This is a genomic window from Rhizobium phaseoli, from assembly GCF_003985125.1.
Classification (GTDB): Bacteria; Pseudomonadota; Alphaproteobacteria; order Rhizobiales; family Rhizobiaceae; genus Rhizobium; species Rhizobium phaseoli.
Window position 1 is genome coordinate 51,790 of the sequence record NZ_ML133566.1, and the last position, 16,068, is coordinate 67,857.

Below are 16,068 nucleotides of genomic sequence, written 5' to 3' on the forward strand. Positions count from 1 at the left end.
ACGCATTATGACCGTTATCGACACCGCCACACTGCTCGAAGACGCTGCCAATCGAATCGCAGATGTTTCCCGGCCGGACCTGCAGATCATGCTCCGTCGCACCGCGCTACTGTTGCGAAACTCCGGATCGATCGCATTTGACGACGACATGGAAGAAGCTCTGCGGGATCTGTCCGGCGAATTCGGCAAGACGCGCAATGACATGATCAGGTTTATCGTCAGGGAGTGGATGGAGAAGAACACCTATCTGCCGGTGCACGAGTTGGACGAAGATGGCGATGTTGATGGGAGTGCCTGAGCCGCGCTATCCTCGGAGCACCCGTCGTGCGAACCCGAAATGGAGCATCAGCATGCCAACCCTCCCGCAGATGACCGGTTCACTGCATATCCACAATTTCTATATCGGAAAGCTGAAGGCTAAGCAGGAACAACTTTTCGACAGCGACCCCGACCTCGCGATGCTTCTCGACAACGTAGCGGCTATTCTGTCTGAGCACGCTGAAGTATTGGCTGAGGACATCGCGGACATGGAAGATGACGACACGTGAGATCTGAGAGGGCGGGCGCTTGCGCAATCTCATAAACCGCCTCGTCGTCCTGCTCCTCCCTCAGCCCCTTATATGAGGGTTGTCCCGCCATGCGTCCAGCCCTCCGTATTGGATCTCGGCAACAAGCCTCGGATCGATGCAGATTGCGCCCGTTACCATGCGAGCTAGAGGGCATCGAACGCCGGCGAGGAGCGGATTTCGCTGAAACCTAAATAGCTGCGGCGGCAACAGTGCTGCACACCTCAAGGAGCAATCTTATGATTCACAAAATCACTATCACCGGCCCGGCTGGCACTCTCACCTACGAATATCCGGCACATGTTGTTTCTGCGGCCACTCGGCATGCGTTCGACCTGTACCGACTTCACTTCGGCCCCCTGTTCGAGGCTACGACGACTTGGTCGCGCTGATCGCGGCGTTAATGCAGAATGGCGCCAAACGGCGCCGTTCTTTCGTCACGACTGATTTTCCTGTGCTAACCCATATTAACGTGCTGTAGGACAAACGCCTTTCGCACTGGGTTGTCATTCGGCTATCTCGTGACGCGACCTTCTAATGCTTCGATGCGCTCCAACAGATCCGTTGTCTCGACGGCCTTTCGTTGGGCCTCGATGATAGCAACGACGCTCTGAGCCTCGGATGGCGATATTTCCCCTTCCGTCACCGCCTTCAAGACTCCAGCGATGGCTCCGGGCATGTCCTTGGCCGTGTCGATTGTCGGAAGCTGGAACTGAACCGCACGAGGCGTCGGCGCCGGTCGAGGATGGATAAACGCGGCGGCCTTCTCGGCAGCCCAGTCCCGGCGCTTCTGGTCGGCGTTCTCATCCACCATTACCTCCAGCAGATATTCGAGGGGTGATTTCCCGGATCCGAGGATGTCAGCAGCCATCTCCGCCGAACGCTGATTGAGCGTTCCCGGCTTCCGGCCTGCTCCTTCTCGTGCTCCACCTTTTGGCATAAGTCGATTTTCTCTGATTGTTTTCTATTTGTGCTTCGTCTGAAGCCGCATTCATTTGCTGCGGGTCTTCCCGTTGACAGCCGCCAGAAGCGCGGAGACATGCTCGTTCGCAATTGCGGTCATTGCCGGGTCTTTACTCGCCCGCCGTTGAGGCGACGCTCCGATAAGGCGGATGATGAGGATGTCCTTGCTCTCGGGGCTCGTATCCAAGCCCATCTCCGCAGCCCGTCTATAAGCGTCCTGTTCCTCGTCCTCATTCACGACGAGACGCACGACCTTCGGATACTGCTTCTTGGGGCCAGCGATCAGCTCCAGTTTGTTCAGGCGGGGGAGAAGGCTACTGGCCATGGAGGCTCCTCGTGGTCGCTACATTGCGAAATGATCCGATCAGGCTCTGGATTTCCACCTTCGTCATCCCGTTAGGGAGAGGCTCACCTGCGCTCAAAGCGTCGGACAGCGCTTCAGCGTAGTCTGCGAGTCCCATGCCGACTACGGCCTCGATCGTCGCCGCAAGCGCGGCAAGCCTTGCGTCCAATTCCTCGTCAGTGAGGTATTCGTAAGGTCTGACGGGATTGTGGCCTTCCAACTTGACGATGCGGTTCTCCAGGATGCTTCGTGCCATTACCGCCTCCGCTTCAGGCCAGGCTGGAATGCGTAGTGATGGTTCCGGCCGTCGTAGGATTTGTTCACCCAGCCCAGCCAGATCTTCAGGTAGAAGCCACCGAACAGCGGCTGATCTCGCTTCCAACAAAAGAAGCGCGTGCCCCTCGCCGTCTCCATCACGTACCACTGATTTTTAGGGGTCTCGCTGATCGCCTGGCGGACAATGACGCTGCCTGCCGCCGGCATACCCAATAGCTCGGACTGCCAGCCGTGGGCTGGGTTTCGGCAGATCCAGCATGTACGCTGCCACCAGAGCCTCCGCCCTTTCAGGCCAGCCTTGTAGCCCGCCACGTTCTGGACAATGCCGCCGTCAAGATCAGCATCCGTGGTCGAGAACCATTGCAGGAAGCTTGGAAGCTTTGCGCCAATCATAAGCGACAGCGCCGCGAGCAGCGGTGACAAGAGATAGGCCAGCAGCACGAAGACAAGATTGGCCGGGAGGAACGTTAGGTAGCGCAGAACAGATTTCATCATCGCTGCACCGCCGCCTCATCTGTACGCAATTTGCCCCGCAGGAGCCTGATTGGGGGAAGCGGCGTAGGGGACGTTGAACGAGTAGATCAACGTGACCCACACGTCGGCGTCACCTTTCACCCGGATCTCATTCCCTTTCCGGAGCCGGATCGGCAGGTCGGCCACCATAGCAGTGTCGTTCTGGGCGACGGACTTCTTCCAAATAAGAAACTGGGTACTACCGTCGAACCAGTAAAGCGTTACTGTCTTCGCGGCCGCTCCATCATTCGCAATGGCGAACGCAGAAAGCGTGATGGCGTCATTCTCAGCGGCATCCCCAATTTGGGTGACCGCAGTATCCGTCAATCGAATAGAATCGGGCTGAGATATGCCGCCAGGGTAGTTCAAGGTTACTGACATTGAGAGGTCCGTCCTCGTTAAGTTCTCGGACTGCACAGTCCTTCGACACGCTGAAACACGTTACATAACTGGTGAAATTGCCCGCTACACCCAGGTATTGATTCACGGAAGCGGCCCGGAAGAAGCGCTTTCAAGCGCAGCCACCCTCGCTTCGAGATCGGTCAGAGTCGACTGCTGGGCTTTGAGCAGCTCAGGCAAGGCGACGTGAAGCATCTGTCCGTTCACAAAAATAACCACGCGGATCCGTGACGGGTCGTCGATCCCCTTTATCGGTTGCATCTGCATCAATGCCTGCATGCGAGACCCTTCTTACTACCCCGGCCCATGATCCACCTTCACGCGCTTGCCCTGTTGTTGAGCGTCGGCATTTCAGGCACTCCGCTCCGTATCGAGGTCACCGGGGCTAAATATGCCGGAAAAGTGACGTCCGGATGCCGTGAGCTTTTCGGCCGCGGCCTGCAGGACGAACTCGTTTGCGGACATTCCCTCACGTCTTGCGGCGTCGAACAGGGCTTCCCTAAACGTCGCCGTGACGCGGCCACCCTTGAGCATGATAGGCACGATAGGGTCGCGAGACTTGATCAAGTTCATGGGCCATCTCCGAAAGGAACTGGCAAAACCATAAAGATGCGCTGACTTTTTCGGGATTGGACATCTGTTGACTTGTTTAGTCTGCTGAAGGCGAGCATAAATTCTGAAATGCCACTTCTAAGCTCAATTATTAGAGGCAAGATTCCTTTGGGGGAGGGAATGGCAACAAAAGGCAGGAGAGAAAAGTACTATGAAGGGGACTTCAGCAAGTTCGATCCGTCGAAGTATTCTTCGACTCGGACGCTTTATCCCGACTTGGCGCAATATGAAGGCGACGATGGCAGCCAAGATGAAAGAAAAACAGACGAGCAACTGATTAAATCGCGCAATTCACAATCAAGGCTTTATCTTGCTAACCTAAAGTCGATAACAAGAGCATTCTCTAAGCTTTTTATGGTGGCAGCTATATTTTACGCACTTTCGTTTTTAGTAAGTGTCGTAATTTCCGTAAGTGCTGCGGCATCCGGTGATCTAGTATTCGGGCTTGTTTCTTTACTTGTAATGAGCGTTAATTTTGCATTTATCGCATTATTTACTTATAATTGCGCAGCATTTGCGAGTTTGCAGATAACGAAGATAGAAGATGATATAGAGTATTACCGAGCCTACGAGAAGGTAACGCTGAACATGACTACTGAGATTAGAGAAGACGTTAAAAAGCGAGCAACTGAAATAGCCGAGACTATAACTGTGAACGCGCCCGTCGGTAATATCAGTATCATCCGGGGGGACCACGCATCGGTAACCCAGACAGCAAGTCTTGATGCGCCGAGAATCGTGGCAAATGAGTTGGGGCTTTTAAGGGCCATTGCGGAAGACGCGGGCAATGGTCCCGCGATCGAATTGGCTCGAACGATCGAAAATGAAGCAAAAAGCTCAGAACCTGACAAATCACTCATCCTGGACGCTTGGACGAAAATCGTCGCGCTTTTACCTGTTGTGGGATCGATGGTTTCAATTGCGAACGCCATCAAGGCGCTACTCGGGCTTTAGGTTTCTTAGTGGTTGCCGCCGTTCAGGTGCATCCAATGAGGCAACGTGCTCACTTATCCCATTACACCAACTCTTGAGAGGTAGAACTGCACATGCGGGTCTGAACGATGGTTCCCGCGAAATAACTCCAGCGCTTGATAGTCACCACAAACCTTCATTTCCAACGCCACGGCTGAGATTTGTAATGGAGCGCCATGCGTGGACTGCCGTCCGATCCCCTCGCTCTTAACCCATCGCCGAATGGTTTTGGTGCACACGCGCGCTCTGTATGCGGCCTCTCGGATCGAAATTATTTCGTCCGGCGCCATCGGTACCGGCAATACTTTCATTGGTTCCACTCCATGCTGTTCGAAGAGAGGACGGCGCGGCCCAAATTATTGAACGCGATGCGGCCAGCGTCGCGAAGATCGGTTTCTGCCTGTCCTGCTCTGGTGGCGCCCCAGCCAAGGACGTCCATTGCCTGGCCGTAGGACATGGGGCCGTGGGTGCGCAGCGCCTCTGCGTAGAGATCCATGTCGGACTGAAGAGCCTCTATCAGTTCACGCACGGGACTGCCGGCCGGCTGGACGGTAGGCAAGGGGTCTCCTGACAGGACGGACACAACTGACAAAACCTCCTCGCGTGCGTCATCAGGAAAGGTTTTGTCAGTAAAGTCAGTTTTGTCAGCACGGGTGCCGTGCTGTTTTGCAGCCTGGAGCCACTTGCTCATGACTTCCTCCCATGAATGGCCGGGTTGACGAGGAACACCTTCGCAGGGCGCCCGCCCTGAGGCGACGAAGAGGATGGCGCCTGTCGAAGGACATCGGCTTCTTCCAGAATCTTGATCAGCGGATCCAATTCCGATGCAGTGGAGAAACCCTTCTGGTCCATGCGCAGGATGTCGCGCGTGCTGAACTGCCTCATATCCTGGCTGATGATCAGCTTGACCAGATTGCGAGCCGACCGATCCTTGGTGGAAACGGACGCGTCTGCATATGCCCGCCGCGCCATCGGAAGGAGATAGGACTCGATGAAGTGGGCAGCTCGTCCGAAGTGCGCGATCGAGATCTGAGCGGGTTCCGGCGCTTCTCCACTTGCGTAGTCCATCATCGCAAGCACCAGGGAAATGCGGACTGCGAGACCCGGAAGCTTACCGACGAAAGAAAGCAGGAGTCCTTCGGCCTTGCTCTCCCACTGTCGGACGTCTTCCCGGAATTGATCGAGCAGCCCTTTCGCGTCGTCCGAGAACGGAACGAACCAGGGGCGAAGGCCGCCGTGCTCATCGATCGGCATCTGGAGCGAAAGCAGCATGCGCATCGCGTCCTCGATGAAGGCCTCATCCAATACGGCATCCGGACGTTTCACGGGTGCGGGATTCGGCCAGATCGGCATCAGCCTCGCGAGCAGTCCGTCGTCGTCGTTCCCGGTGAGGAGAGGGCGGAGCTTGTCCGGTTGAATGCCTCCCAAGACGCCGACCGTAAGATGGCCGATATACACAGAGTCCCGACCCATACGTTCGACCGTGTAGCTGCGGCCGCCGTATGACTCCAACCAGAACGGCCTGTCCGACCCGCCGGAATAGCGGTTCATGGCGGACAGCCACCCGGCCAGTTCGTCGCGCGCAAGAAGCGTCCCGCGGGGCTGATCGCCGACGATGAGCGCAAGCTTCTCCACGGTGGTATCAGTCACTGACAGCCGGAGGGGTTTCGGCTCGGGGCCTGCATCGCAGCCATCCGGCCGAGCGGGAGCCTTCTTTCCTGCCTTCAGGGCGGCTTTGACATCATCCTTCCATGCAGTTTCGGCGAGCTTCGCGATTTCGGCACGTTGGCGCCAATCAGCCATCGATGTTTCCCACGGCGCGCGCATTGACCGCTCGACGGCCTTCAGCGGGCCAAGGACGGCGTCCAGCGCGGGCGACTTGCAGCTCGACGGCGATCCGATGGCGGCAGCCCAGAGGACAGGGGGTTCAGCCCACCCCTGCCATGGGTTGGCCCAACGGGCGTTACCGACGAGCGATCCGCAGCATGCGAGAACAGCGGCCATGACGTAATCCGGCGGAGCTGCCTTTGCTTCCGCGGCGATCCGCATCCATTGAGCCCATCGCGGAGAGAACACGTCTTCCAAGGGGAGGGTCGGGGGCTCCGGAATATCGGAACGAAGGTATCTGGCATCGGGCGTGGGCCAGTCATTCTTGGCGCGCTCGTAGTCGGCGATGGAGATGGTTGTCGGGGCATTCATGCAGCGCGCCTTTCGATATTGGGGATGACGGAGAGCGTCGGCATTCGCCGCGGCTGCATCGACGTCCGGTATGTCTTGAGAAGGTTTTCAGCGATGGCGACGCGTGGCGCCTCTCGCAATTGATCGAAAGCCCGCGACCAGTCGATCACGACAACGCCGTCGCAATCGGCCCGGAGCCAATCGAGAACATCAGAGAAGATGTTCAGGTTGGCGTCGAAGCTGTAGGTCGCCGGGTTCCAGATGTGCGCCTCGTTCAGCGCGAAGGACCGACCATTCCACGTCAGCAATTCGCCCGTCTTCGGCTGCCAGAAGATAAGGTCTTCGGGTTCTTCAAAAACGACGAACGTCTCTCCGGGACCGGGTTCGAACTTTCCGTCCGCGTCGCTATAGCCAGTGGCTACCTGAATAGGACTCATGGAGGCGAGGAGCGAAGCGCTCACGCCTTGGCGATGAAGCCAGAGGAACTGCCCGGCGCCGATCGGCTCGAGTTTTAGAGTATGCTCACCGATCATCCGAACGCCCTCCGGATGGTCCTGTATTTCTGCGCAAGTGCGCAGGCGTCGCATGCTTCCAGTACGGACAGTCCGAAGCGGTCCCGGATCGTCGGAACCACCATTGCTGGCGGCTCCTTCTGATCGGCGAGCCACTGAGCTGCGGTAACGACCTTCTGTTCATGGTTCGGAGCGCTGGTCATGCCGCCTCCCCCTCGGTCCGGATCTCGATTTCCGAGTGAAGGACGTAGCGAGCATGTGTCCCGGCAAACGGGCCGCCATGTGCTTCATGGAGCGTTTCGATGACAAAGCCCATGCCACGAAGGTCGAGCACGTACGAGGACCACCGCGGGCCGGGATGGTCAATTGGGGTGCAGCCGGCGGCGCCGGCGTCGGCCAGATTCTGGAGTGCCCAAGCCTCTCTGCCTACGACCTTGATAGGTTTGCCGTCTGGAAGGATGCGAGCGCTGATGGTGAGGCGCTTCTTGCTCATGCGGCGCCTCCCAGTCCCTGCTGCTCGCACACGACACGAGCATGGTGGATCGAGATCGAGGCCCGATGCATCAGCGCAAGAACAGCGCGTGACGGTTGAAGTTCGGGCGACATTTCGGTAGGGTTCTGATTGTCGATGCTGCTGGAAAAAGCCTTGACTTTCAGAACCCGGATGGCGCCTGCACGCGCCGCCGGGTTTGTTGTTTTCGTCATGGCCGCATCCTCACGCTGCGACCGAAGTGGAGCGGCGGCGCTTGGACGAAAGCCACTCGTCGAGGTCCGCCGGATCATAGACGACTGACTTGCCGAGCTTCATATAGGAAGGGCCGTCGCCGGTTAGGCGAAGCTTGTTGAGGGTGGAGACTGATAGGTTCAGATACTCTGCAGCTCCCTGAGTGCGAAGCATCTGGCGATGGGTAGTGTTGGACATGGCTGCTCCTGCAATGCAACGCCGCGACAAATGCGGACACACAGGAGGATTGCAGTCCTAATTGAGCTGGTCATTCAGCAACTTAGGCAATGCTGTTTCTGCCGGATTTGCCTAATCTGCCCTATTTGCGACCGGCTGCCCTGAGAATGGTGTCATTACTCGGCGGCCCTTCCAGCGACGAATTCTTTTCCTTCTGCTCCATCATAACCTTTCCCACCTTCTCGATAAGGACCGCATTCGTCATTTCGGAAGCGTCTGGGTATCTGCCGTCCGGGAAGAGAAGGTCCAGAGCGCGCTTGACCAGTCGCTGCTTCGTGCGGCGGGGCTTCGCGGCATCGCTATCAGGTTCGCTTTCGATCGGCGGAGACCGGATGATTGGTGCGTTTTCTGTTTCTATTGGAGCTTCATCTCCATCGGCCGGCCAAAGCCTCATGACGCTTCTACGATCGAACCACACGTCGCCGTACATGGCCACGTTGAAGCCGTTGGCCAGCACCGTCCTCTGATCGCCGTCCGGAGCCGCAATCAGCCTCTTCCATTGTTCTGCAGGGATGGACAGCGAGTCCATCGATGCAAGGTGGGTCGCGTCTGCCACGATGTTGCCAGATCGAAGCGCAGCGCGAAGCCTTCTAAACGCGACGTCCAAACTTATGTCATCTACGCTCGCCTGCGTCTGCAACAACTCCTGGAGACCACCAAGCGTTGGAGCCGGGATAGTGTCGAACATGCATTCATCCACTGTCAGGGCCTTATGGAAATCTCGATCGAATCTGAGAACCTGAACTGGATCCCGCCAGAGGATCCACGCAAGAACCATTTCTATCGACCAGTCGTCCATATCCATGACAGCGAAATGATCGGGCCGCGGTTTCGGCCGGTCTGCGAAATCTCGCACGCCGGTGAAATCGGGTAGGTCGAACCCTTCGTTCCGATATTTGGTTATGGAATTGAGGTCGATCTCGTCGACAAAGACGTACTGAAAATTTTCACCGCCGACGCCGTTGGTGAACGGATTGTCCGGGTTGATCTGACACCAGAAGAATATGCTGGCGAGGCTCTTCCTGTTCCACCATTCAGGAGGCATCGCTTCAGAAAAGCGGCCACCGACTAAGGGCAGCAAAACGTATCGGAGCGTGCCATCTCGTATGGCGACTTTCAGTAGATCCTGGGCGCCGCCCAATCTGTCGAGGGCTCCTTTCCGCCGCGCGTTTTCCTCTTCGACGACCTTTGCCGCTGCCCGCCATGACTCTTCGGTCATCACTCTGTTGACGATATCCGAGCGCTTAAGAGGTGCATCTTCCAACTCCACTTTGTCAGGGTGGTACTTTTGAAGAAGCCGTAGGGCCTGCATCTCGGTCGCGTTTCCGACGCTTTTTCGAGGCTTGAGGAATTTGTGGCCGTTGATGTCTTCCCACAGATCGAGCGGAGGGGGCGTGGTGGGCTCTTCGCGAGTCCAAGCGTCTCCGTAGAGTGATTCGCCCGCAGCATGCAGCGCTCTCGCGAGGAACACGAAACCGTACGCGTCGTCCGGCCACAATTCCTCATTTTGCCAATATGCGTCTCGTTCTTTCGACATCCGCAGCACCTTGCGAAATGCACCAGTAGGGGCTGCAGGGAAACCGGGGGTGCTTGCCCGGCTTGTCGGATGGCCGTCCTATCCCTGCAGTATGTTGGCGTCAGGTTTTGCCCGGCCGCAAGGGATGGACGTTCTCGCGCCGAGGTCGGTCGCCCATGGCGTCTACGATTTTCGAGCCGATGAGGTCGGAGGCGTGGCGCTTCGGATCGTCTGCCAGATGCGCGTAACGCTCCGTCGTCTTCATCTGCGTATGCCCGAGCAGCTTTCCGATGATCTGCAGGCTCAGGTTCGCTTCGACGCCGACAGAGGCATGAGTATGGCGAAGGTCATGGATGCGGACCCGGAGCTTCGGATCATCTGCTGACGCATCGAGCCCGGCGCGTTTTCGGACGTGATGCCAGGGCCGTTTAAGGTCCGATCGGGGACGATGCTGGATCGTGCCATCGGCGAGGACCTTCGGCTCTCCTGGAATGACGTATGGGCCGACGTTCGGCAACTCAGTCAGAATCATCTGGGCTGGTCCGTTCAGGATGATGGTTTTCTTCCTGGTTTTGCTGTCATCAAGAAATAGCAGCCCGCGCTGCAGATCGACATTCGACCACTTCAGCTTCAGGATTTCACCGCGGCGGGCGCCAGTCAGGATGAACAGGCGGATGGCAGCAGCAGAGAACTGGTCGATCTTGATCCGTCGATTCTCTGCTTTCGGTGCGTGCTTGACATTCTTCTCGGGATCCGGGTCCCACGGGATGCCATCAGTCTCCGCCTCGCGAATGGCGTCGCCGAGGCGGCCCAGCTCATCGCTGGTCAGGTATCGTTCTCGATTGTCTTCCGGGTACTTCTTGATTCCGCTTGCCGGGTTTTCGATCTTGGGAATGGCTTTGGTATCCATCCCCCAAGTGTACATGGAGCTGATCGTGGACAGGACCCGGTTCGCCGTAATGGGCTTATCCTTCAGCGAAACGTGCAGCTTTTCGATTTCGCCCGTTCCGATGTCCTTTGCCTTCTTCCGCCCCAGTGTCTCGGAAGCGATATTCAGCCAGCGGGCATAGAGTTTGTATGTCGCGCTCTTCTGCTTCGCGTCGACGGTCCGCAGGTAATCATTCCTTAGAGTGTCGAACGTCGGCGACGCCCGGTCGGCGCTCTTCTCCTTTGCCGGATCCCCACCCTGGACGACCTGGGCGAGTACGGTCTTGGCAACGCGCCGAGCTTCATCGGGTGTGACCTTCTTCGTGCTGCCGATAGTGTAGCGTCTGGTCGGGGCTTCCCGGCCAGACCCGAATCGGTAGATGACAAGGTACGTCATGGCTCCCGTCGTTCGAACCCGGATGGCGAACCCGGTGACGGCCGTGTCGGAAACGAAGAATTCCTTTTCGCCCGGCTCAATGCGCTTGATTAGGCTGAGAGTAATCTCTGCCGAGGTCGATGAGTTGATCGGGAATTCGGCTTTCTTGGCCATCAAGCAAAAATCCGGGAAGCACCAGGGAAGTACGGGAACGGAAATCAGAGGAAACTAACGGAACGACATTACCAGATTTTTGTTGAAGCGAAAGGGCTTAGAGCAAGATAGGGAAACGTGGGGAAACTCCCGGAAAGCACGGCCCGTTGCATGGCATGCAAGAGGTCAGCGGTTCGATCCCGCTTAGCTCCACCACGCTTCGCCCTTACGGGCTTCGCGTGGCGCAGCCGCGAGAAACCGTTAGACCGAAGCAGTGCCCGGCATAGCCCGAAGGGCGACGACGGGCTGAAACGCTGATGTGGTACGTCTATATTCTCCGCAGCGTCGATTTTCCCGATCAGGAATATACCGGCTCTACCGCCGATCTGAAGCAGCGCCTTTCGGCGCACAATGCCGGAAAATCCACCCACACTGCCAAATTTGCACCATGGGATTTGCTCTGGTATTGCGCCTTTCCTGATAAGCACAAGGCGCTTGAATTCGAAAGATATCTGAAATCGCATTCCGGCAGGGCTTTTGCCGGCAAGAGGCTGGTCCAGCCAAATCTGGCTTCAGGTCGGCTGACCAACGGGAAGACCGATCTCGAATAGCACCGGTGCACGCGAAGCTAGCGCCGGCATTCAGCGCACACCACTTCAATTACCCGGCGCGTCGCCATTCTGCACCGACAAACCGGCAGCCTCTATCCCCGCAAGGAAACGCTGCTGATCCTGGGGCCGCGCCAACCGGCTGACGACTTCTCGTCGGATGTTCGGGATCAGTGCGGGTGATTCGCGCCGGATCCAATCGAGCTGCTCCTTGGCCTCCTGCTGTTTTCCAAGCGCCCCGAGAATGGAGAGCAGTACGAGGCGATGCATCGGATTGTAATTGAGGTCCGACATGCGCGACCAAAGTTCCGCAGCCTGCGTGTCGCCCCGCATGAAGGCGCAGAGCGCCATTCCGACTTGGTAATATCCGCGTGGGCCGGCATTCTTGCCGACGGCTTCCGAAATCAGCGTGCAGCCCTTGTCCCATTCTCCCGACATCGACAGGCGCAGGCCGTATTCGCCGGCAACTTCGGTATCGTTCGGATTGCTGGCATAGGCTGCGGCGCCGGCTCTGAGGGCCTCGGCCGGATCATTACCGAAAAAGTCGGCGAGCATCAGCGCCTGAAGGGCGCGCGCATTCTTCGGATCGAGCTGCACGGCACGCACAGCAAGGTCCTTGGCGATGCCGAGCGTCGCGGCCGTCGATTTCGTGTGAAGCTGGTATGAAAAGCGGAACTCGTCGAGATGGATCAACGAAAGAAGGGCCGCGACATTGGAATCGGCCGGCGCTTCTTCCACGGCCCGTTGCAGGCAGGATTTCGCCGCCTCGTGCGCCTGCACCGTCATTTCGCTGCGGTAGCTGTAATAGGCGAGAACGCAGGAGAAAGCATCCGCATTGCCGGCGATGGCCGCAGTGTCGGTTTGGAACATGACGCCGAAAGGACGCGCGACCGCCGCAGCGATATCTCCGGCAAGGCTCGCCTGCGTTTTCGGGATACCTTGCACCTTCATATCGGCATCGTAATTGCTCGCCCAGATGACTGCTGCATCGACCCGTCGCACCAGCCTCGCCGTCGAACGCAGCTGACTGCCTTCAAGCCTCACGCTTCCCTGCAGGGCGTAGAGCGGTTCCGACGAAACCTGGCCGGTTTTAATCCGCGGCATGGCAGTGACGACGACGATGTCGTTGAAGCGGACCAGCTTCTCGATGATATCGTCGGTTATGCCCCGAGAAATATCGGATGCCAAGCCCCCGTCCGAGACGCTCTCGAAACGCTCGACGAGAATAGTGGGGCGATTTTCGGTTGTCGTCGCTGTCTTGCGCGCCGCCTTCGGCGATTCCAGCTGTTGAAGCAGCGCCGCTGCCGAGGCAAGGATGATCGCGACGCCTGCCGCCAGGAGCCAATATAAGGGCCGCGATAGACGCCGGTCCGGTTGCTCCCGGCTGATCGTATCCGCAGCCGTGTTGATCTCTCCGCTGTCGTCGCCGGACAGGCCAGGCTGATCGGGCTGTTCGGGCAGCTTCATGTCCGCGGGGCCGGCGGTGTCGATGACGTCGAAGACGGGTGCGTAGCCGCCCTTGGGGATCGTGATGATGATCCGGTCGGCGGCACCGGCGGTCAGGTAATAATGTTCCAGTTCCCGTCTCAGTCGACCGGCTTCGATACGGACACATGGATCCTGTTGCGCATCGAAATTAGCGTCTCTGCCAAACACCGCCTGCGCGATGGTGAAGGCCTTCAGATAGTCGCGACGGCCTGCCAGCGTTTCCGTCACGACGAATTCAAGAAACTTTCGCGCCCGTTCGGGAAGGCGGAACTCGCGGCTGGAAAGAATACGCTCGAGTTGCTGCTGCACGTCCTCCTGCGAGGCGACCACCCTGTTTATGCCTGCACTCGTCATCGGTTCCCCCAGATCCCCGATTGCGAACAACCTGCAGTATGCTGCCCTAAACAATAGTCCCGGCCAGGCGTGACGGCAATGCCATCCATCCGAATAGGCCGCTCAATGTGAAGGAACGCAATGAATATCCGTGGCCGGCGCAAGACACACCTTGCCGAAGGCTGGCGTAGGATACCGTATTCTACCGGTGCGGACATGTATTTTACTGCCTTGATTTCCGAGCTCGCCTTATCATCGCGGGGTATTCTCAAGGAGGCTGCGATGACATCTGAGACCTCTACGTCCCATCCCATGACAAGCGCAGAGGATCTGCGCAAACGTGCTCTGGAGCTTCAGCTTCTCGAGATGGAGCGCAGCGAAAAGATAAAGGCGCGCGAAGCAAAGAAACACGCGGAATTCGTCGAGGATTTTTTTCGCAAGCAGATCGGTGAAACGGAGCGCGCCGTCATCAAGCGGCTGGTCATGAAAGCGGCGGCGGACGGCAAATACGAGGCGCTGATCTACAGCTTTCCATCGAGCTTCTGCACCGACAGCGGCCGGGCCATCAACAACAACCTGTCGGGATGGCAGAACACCCTGCAGGGAAAGGCAAAGGAACTACTCGAACTTTTCGAAGAGGTCGCCCGCCCGCAGGGATATGGCCTGAAGGCCATGATCATCAACTTCCCGGACGGCATGCCCGGAGACGTCGGCTTCTTCCTTACCTGGGAGCCGCCTGTCGAGTGACCGGCAGGAGCAGCGCATGCACGTCGCCCGGCAGCCGACAGCGGCTCGGGGATAACGACCTGCAGTGAACGAAGAGACATTCAAAGTGTTGCAGCGTCCTCTGCACGTCTTTACGGACGGGCGGCGCTGGATGGAGCGATCGATTTGAAAGCGACCGAGATCGAACGCAAGTTCCTCGTGCGGAACGATGGCTGGCGCCGTTGCGCCGGCATTTCGCATGTCCTGCAGCAGGCTTACCTGTCTCGCGACGAGAATGCGGTACGCATCCGCGTGATTGACGGTCGCTCGGCCTGCCTGACGATCAAATTCCGTACATCGAAGCTCGCCAAGGACGAATTTGAATATGAGATTCCGGTCGAGGAGGCACGGGAGCTGCTGCTCCATGCGAGCGGCCGCGTCATTGAAAAGACGCGCTACCGGGTTCTCCACGAGGGTAGAATCTGGGATGTGGACGTCTTTGCCGGCGCCTATGAGGGATTGACGCTTGCCGAGATCGAAATGGCCAGCGAAGACGATCTGCCGACCCTGCCGCAATGGCTTGGGCGAGAGGTCACGGGCAACAAACGCTACTCCAATCGCGCCATGGCGGCTGCCCCGCACAAGCCATCGCTGCGTGAATGGGCGGCTGAAGACGGCGCCCTGCGCCTCTGAAAGGGCGCGGGGCGCTGCCGGATCCTATTCGCTGACAACGGTCCAGTTAGTATCCGGATTGAATTCCTTGATCGCGGCGGCGCGCTGTTCCGTCTCCGGCCCGAGATCACGTTGATAGATGGCGCTCCTCCCGTTGACGATAAATGTCTGCACGCCGGTCACCCGATATTTGACCGGCCAGGCGATCAGTGCGAAGCCGCCGGTCATATAACCATTGATGACGTAGCTTTGCTTGCCGCCCAGCACGTTGTCGCCCTGAGCGGTCAGGATGCGATAGCGGTATCCGAAATAACCCTCGCCGCGTTTGGCGGCGCCGAAGGCGGCCGTTTCGACCAGCGCGCTGGCCGGGCTTTCTTCCGGGTAGACGTTCGGATCCCAGTAGAGACCGTCCAGCTTGCCCGGACTGCTGATCAGTTTTTTGGCGAACTCGTAAATGCCGTCGCCGTCGCGGTCGTCGGATGCATATTGATACTGCGCCGCCACATATTCATGCATCGTGTCGATCGTCGCCAGTTCGTTCTCGCCGATGCGCCGGTTGACGATCTCCTCGAAGCCGCGCTGCGTGTCGAAGGACCATTTTCCTTCTTTATCCTCCGTCAACGGGAACGGCAGCGGCCAGAGCCGATCGCCGATCGCAACGATTTTCGCACCTTCGGCGTCTTTGAGGATCACCTGTCGTTCGGCGCCTTCCCGGATCAACCCATAAGCGATCATCGCCTCGTTGTTGGCGCGCAGCCTCTCTGCGTTCAGACCGAGCAGATCAGCAAGATCGCCGATATTGTTGGAAGCGAGCACCGATTTCAGCCGGTCGAGTGCAAGTGCCGGGCTGTCGAATTTCGGAGACGGTTTTGCCGCCTTGTATTCGGCAAGATCCGTTTGACCCTGCGAAAGCGCCGGTGTCGCCGGCATTCCGCAGAGCGCAGTCATAAGCATAAGCGGGATTACAATCGATTGGCGTCTCATGATGTAACTCC

Annotated in this window: 23 protein-coding genes; 6 read left to right on the top strand and 17 right to left on the bottom strand. The window is 58.0% G+C overall.

What is annotated here, in order from left to right; genetic code table 11:
• Positions 1–7: 7 nt before the first annotated feature.
• Together EFD56_RS03310 and EFD56_RS03315 are read left to right on the top strand one after the other, a co-directional pair.
• Positions 8–298 (top strand): ribbon-helix-helix domain-containing protein, encoded by a 291-nt coding sequence (locus tag EFD56_RS03310; protein WP_077990276.1) that lies wholly within the window; start codon positions 8–10, stop codon positions 296–298.
• 52 nt (positions 299–350) lie between these two features.
• Entirely contained in the window at positions 351–548 is a 198-nt protein-coding gene (locus EFD56_RS03315) for a hypothetical protein (RefSeq protein WP_126904641.1), read from the top strand.
• Between the two features lie 532 nt (positions 549–1,080).
• Here EFD56_RS03315 and EFD56_RS03320 read toward each other — a convergent pair.
• From EFD56_RS03320 to EFD56_RS03350, 7 genes are all read right to left on the bottom strand, one after another.
• Positions 1,081–1,437: a hypothetical protein gene (locus EFD56_RS03320; protein ID WP_077990279.1), complete on the bottom strand. Its 357-nt coding sequence runs from the start codon at positions 1,435–1,437 to the stop codon at positions 1,081–1,083.
• 120 nt (positions 1,438–1,557) lie between these two features.
• Positions 1,558–1,854, bottom strand: a complete 297-nt coding sequence (locus tag EFD56_RS03325; RefSeq protein WP_126904642.1) for a hypothetical protein — start codon at positions 1,852–1,854, stop codon at positions 1,558–1,560.
• Positions 1,844–2,128 (bottom strand): hypothetical protein, encoded by a 285-nt coding sequence (locus EFD56_RS03330; protein WP_126904643.1) that lies wholly within the window; start codon positions 2,126–2,128, stop codon positions 1,844–1,846. The genes EFD56_RS03325 and EFD56_RS03330 overlap by 11 nt, the downstream gene beginning before the upstream one ends.
• The gene (locus tag EFD56_RS03335; RefSeq protein ID WP_126904644.1) at positions 2,128–2,643 is read right to left on the bottom strand and encodes a DUF7338 family protein; all 516 of its coding nucleotides are present in this window, start codon (positions 2,641–2,643) and stop codon (positions 2,128–2,130) included. Before EFD56_RS03335 ends, EFD56_RS03330 begins: the two co-directional genes overlap by 1 nt.
• Positions 2,644–2,658: 15 nt before the next feature.
• Positions 2,659–3,042, bottom strand: coding sequence for a hypothetical protein (locus EFD56_RS03340; protein ID WP_126904645.1), 384 nt, complete (start codon positions 3,040–3,042; stop codon positions 2,659–2,661).
• Positions 3,043–3,144: 102 nt separating this feature from the next.
• The gene (locus EFD56_RS03345) at positions 3,145–3,339 is read right to left on the bottom strand and encodes a hypothetical protein (protein ID WP_126904646.1); all 195 of its coding nucleotides are present in this window, start codon (positions 3,337–3,339) and stop codon (positions 3,145–3,147) included.
• A 72-nt stretch (positions 3,340–3,411) separates the two neighbouring features.
• Positions 3,412–3,633 carry a hypothetical protein gene (locus tag EFD56_RS03350; protein WP_126904647.1) on the bottom strand — a complete coding sequence of 74 codons (222 nt, stop codon included), beginning with the start codon at positions 3,631–3,633 and terminating at the stop codon, positions 3,412–3,414.
• Positions 3,634–3,792: 159 nt separating this feature from the next.
• Here EFD56_RS03350 and EFD56_RS03355 point away from each other — a divergent pair, with 159 nt between their 5' ends.
• Positions 3,793–4,626 carry a hypothetical protein gene (locus EFD56_RS03355; RefSeq protein WP_126904648.1) on the top strand — a complete coding sequence of 278 codons (834 nt, stop codon included), beginning with the start codon at positions 3,793–3,795 and terminating at the stop codon, positions 4,624–4,626.
• 325 nt (positions 4,627–4,951) lie between these two features.
• On the opposite strand, the gene EFD56_RS33670 is transcribed toward EFD56_RS03355, so the two are convergent.
• The 8 genes from EFD56_RS33670 to EFD56_RS03400 all read right to left on the bottom strand — a co-directional run bounded on the left by EFD56_RS33670 (position 4,952) and on the right by EFD56_RS03400 (position 11,288).
• Positions 4,952–5,335, bottom strand: a complete 384-nt coding sequence (locus EFD56_RS33670; RefSeq protein WP_126904649.1) for a hypothetical protein — start codon at positions 5,333–5,335, stop codon at positions 4,952–4,954.
• On the bottom strand, positions 5,332–6,843 hold the full coding sequence (locus tag EFD56_RS03365) for a YfjI family protein (RefSeq protein WP_126904650.1): 1,512 nt from the start codon (positions 6,841–6,843) through the stop codon (positions 5,332–5,334). The genes EFD56_RS33670 and EFD56_RS03365 overlap by 4 nt, the downstream gene beginning before the upstream one ends.
• Positions 6,840–7,355, bottom strand: a complete 516-nt coding sequence (locus EFD56_RS03370; RefSeq protein WP_126904651.1) for a hypothetical protein — start codon at positions 7,353–7,355, stop codon at positions 6,840–6,842. Before EFD56_RS03370 ends, EFD56_RS03365 begins: the two co-directional genes overlap by 4 nt.
• A 178-nt stretch (positions 7,356–7,533) precedes the next feature.
• On the bottom strand, positions 7,534–7,827 hold the full coding sequence (locus EFD56_RS03380; protein ID WP_126904653.1) for a winged helix domain-containing protein: 294 nt from the start codon (positions 7,825–7,827) through the stop codon (positions 7,534–7,536).
• Positions 7,824–8,039: a hypothetical protein gene (locus EFD56_RS03385; RefSeq protein WP_126904654.1), complete on the bottom strand. Its 216-nt coding sequence runs from the start codon at positions 8,037–8,039 to the stop codon at positions 7,824–7,826. Before EFD56_RS03385 ends, EFD56_RS03380 begins: the two co-directional genes overlap by 4 nt.
• A 10-nt stretch (positions 8,040–8,049) precedes the next feature.
• A complete protein-coding gene (locus tag EFD56_RS03390) occupies positions 8,050–8,256 on the bottom strand; it encodes a helix-turn-helix transcriptional regulator (RefSeq protein ID WP_126904655.1) in 207 nt (68 codons plus the stop codon).
• A 121-nt stretch (positions 8,257–8,377) separates the two neighbouring features.
• Positions 8,378–9,832 (bottom strand): hypothetical protein, encoded by a 1,455-nt coding sequence (locus tag EFD56_RS03395; protein ID WP_126904656.1) that lies wholly within the window; start codon positions 9,830–9,832, stop codon positions 8,378–8,380.
• Positions 9,833–9,932: 100 nt separating this feature from the next.
• Positions 9,933–11,288, bottom strand: coding sequence for a site-specific integrase (locus EFD56_RS03400; RefSeq protein ID WP_126904657.1), 1,356 nt, complete (start codon positions 11,286–11,288; stop codon positions 9,933–9,935).
• A 296-nt stretch (positions 11,289–11,584) separates the two neighbouring features.
• Between EFD56_RS03400 and EFD56_RS03405 the strand changes: the two genes are divergently transcribed.
• Positions 11,585–11,878: a GIY-YIG nuclease family protein gene (locus EFD56_RS03405; protein ID WP_126904658.1), complete on the top strand. Its 294-nt coding sequence runs from the start codon at positions 11,585–11,587 to the stop codon at positions 11,876–11,878.
• 45 nt (positions 11,879–11,923) lie between these two features.
• Here the strand turns inward: EFD56_RS03405 and EFD56_RS03410 are convergent, their stop codons facing one another.
• Positions 11,924–13,717 (bottom strand): hypothetical protein, encoded by a 1,794-nt coding sequence (locus tag EFD56_RS03410; protein WP_126904659.1) that lies wholly within the window; start codon positions 13,715–13,717, stop codon positions 11,924–11,926.
• 261 nt (positions 13,718–13,978) lie between these two features.
• Here EFD56_RS03410 and EFD56_RS03415 point away from each other — a divergent pair, with 261 nt between their 5' ends.
• A complete protein-coding gene (locus tag EFD56_RS03415; protein ID WP_029531695.1) occupies positions 13,979–14,443 on the top strand; it encodes a hypothetical protein in 465 nt (154 codons plus the stop codon).
• A gap of 144 nt (positions 14,444–14,587) precedes the next feature.
• Positions 14,588–15,094, top strand: a complete 507-nt coding sequence (locus EFD56_RS03420) for a CYTH domain-containing protein (protein WP_029531694.1) — start codon at positions 14,588–14,590, stop codon at positions 15,092–15,094.
• A 24-nt stretch (positions 15,095–15,118) separates the two neighbouring features.
• Here EFD56_RS03420 and EFD56_RS03425 read toward each other — a convergent pair whose 3' ends face one another.
• Entirely contained in the window at positions 15,119–16,057 is a 939-nt protein-coding gene (locus EFD56_RS03425) for a DUF2950 family protein (RefSeq protein WP_126904660.1), read from the bottom strand.
• Positions 16,058–16,068 lie beyond the last annotated feature (11 nt).

Coding starts and splice junctions, on each gene's coding strand:
- EFD56_RS03330 (WP_126904643.1), bottom strand. CDS start 2,128: ATGGCACGAAGCATCCTGGAGAACCGCATCGTCAAGTTGGAAGGCCAC.
- EFD56_RS03400 (WP_126904657.1), bottom strand. CDS start 11,288: ATGGCCAAGAAAGCCGAATTCCCGATCAACTCATCGACCTCGGCAGAG.
- EFD56_RS33670 (WP_126904649.1), bottom strand. CDS start 5,335: ATGAGCAAGTGGCTCCAGGCTGCAAAACAGCACGGCACCCGTGCTGAC.
- EFD56_RS03320 (WP_077990279.1), bottom strand. CDS start 1,437: ATGGCTGCTGACATCCTCGGATCCGGGAAATCACCCCTCGAATATCTG.
- EFD56_RS03310 (WP_077990276.1), top strand. CDS start 8: ATGACCGTTATCGACACCGCCACACTGCTCGAAGACGCTGCCAATCGA.
- EFD56_RS03395 (WP_126904656.1), bottom strand. CDS start 9,832: ATGTCGAAAGAACGAGACGCATATTGGCAAAATGAGGAATTGTGGCCG.
- EFD56_RS03405 (WP_126904658.1), top strand. CDS start 11,585: ATGTGGTACGTCTATATTCTCCGCAGCGTCGATTTTCCCGATCAGGAA.
- EFD56_RS03345 (WP_126904646.1), bottom strand. CDS start 3,339: ATGCAGGCATTGATGCAGATGCAACCGATAAAGGGGATCGACGACCCG.
- EFD56_RS03390 (WP_126904655.1), bottom strand. CDS start 8,256: ATGTCCAACACTACCCATCGCCAGATGCTTCGCACTCAGGGAGCTGCA.
- EFD56_RS03350 (WP_126904647.1), bottom strand. CDS start 3,633: ATGAACTTGATCAAGTCTCGCGACCCTATCGTGCCTATCATGCTCAAG.
- EFD56_RS03355 (WP_126904648.1), top strand. CDS start 3,793: ATGGCAACAAAAGGCAGGAGAGAAAAGTACTATGAAGGGGACTTCAGC.
- EFD56_RS03425 (WP_126904660.1), bottom strand. CDS start 16,057: ATGAGACGCCAATCGATTGTAATCCCGCTTATGCTTATGACTGCGCTC.
- EFD56_RS03385 (WP_126904654.1), bottom strand. CDS start 8,039: ATGACGAAAACAACAAACCCGGCGGCGCGTGCAGGCGCCATCCGGGTT.
- EFD56_RS03315 (WP_126904641.1), top strand. CDS start 351: ATGCCAACCCTCCCGCAGATGACCGGTTCACTGCATATCCACAATTTC.
- EFD56_RS03365 (WP_126904650.1), bottom strand. CDS start 6,843: ATGAATGCCCCGACAACCATCTCCATCGCCGACTACGAGCGCGCCAAG.
- EFD56_RS03370 (WP_126904651.1), bottom strand. CDS start 7,355: ATGATCGGTGAGCATACTCTAAAACTCGAGCCGATCGGCGCCGGGCAG.
- EFD56_RS03380 (WP_126904653.1), bottom strand. CDS start 7,827: ATGAGCAAGAAGCGCCTCACCATCAGCGCTCGCATCCTTCCAGACGGC.
- EFD56_RS03410 (WP_126904659.1), bottom strand. CDS start 13,717: ATGACGAGTGCAGGCATAAACAGGGTGGTCGCCTCGCAGGAGGACGTG.
- EFD56_RS03335 (WP_126904644.1), bottom strand. CDS start 2,643: ATGATGAAATCTGTTCTGCGCTACCTAACGTTCCTCCCGGCCAATCTT.
- EFD56_RS03325 (WP_126904642.1), bottom strand. CDS start 1,854: ATGGCCAGTAGCCTTCTCCCCCGCCTGAACAAACTGGAGCTGATCGCT.
- EFD56_RS03415 (WP_029531695.1), top strand. CDS start 13,979: ATGACATCTGAGACCTCTACGTCCCATCCCATGACAAGCGCAGAGGAT.
- EFD56_RS03340 (WP_126904645.1), bottom strand. CDS start 3,042: ATGTCAGTAACCTTGAACTACCCTGGCGGCATATCTCAGCCCGATTCT.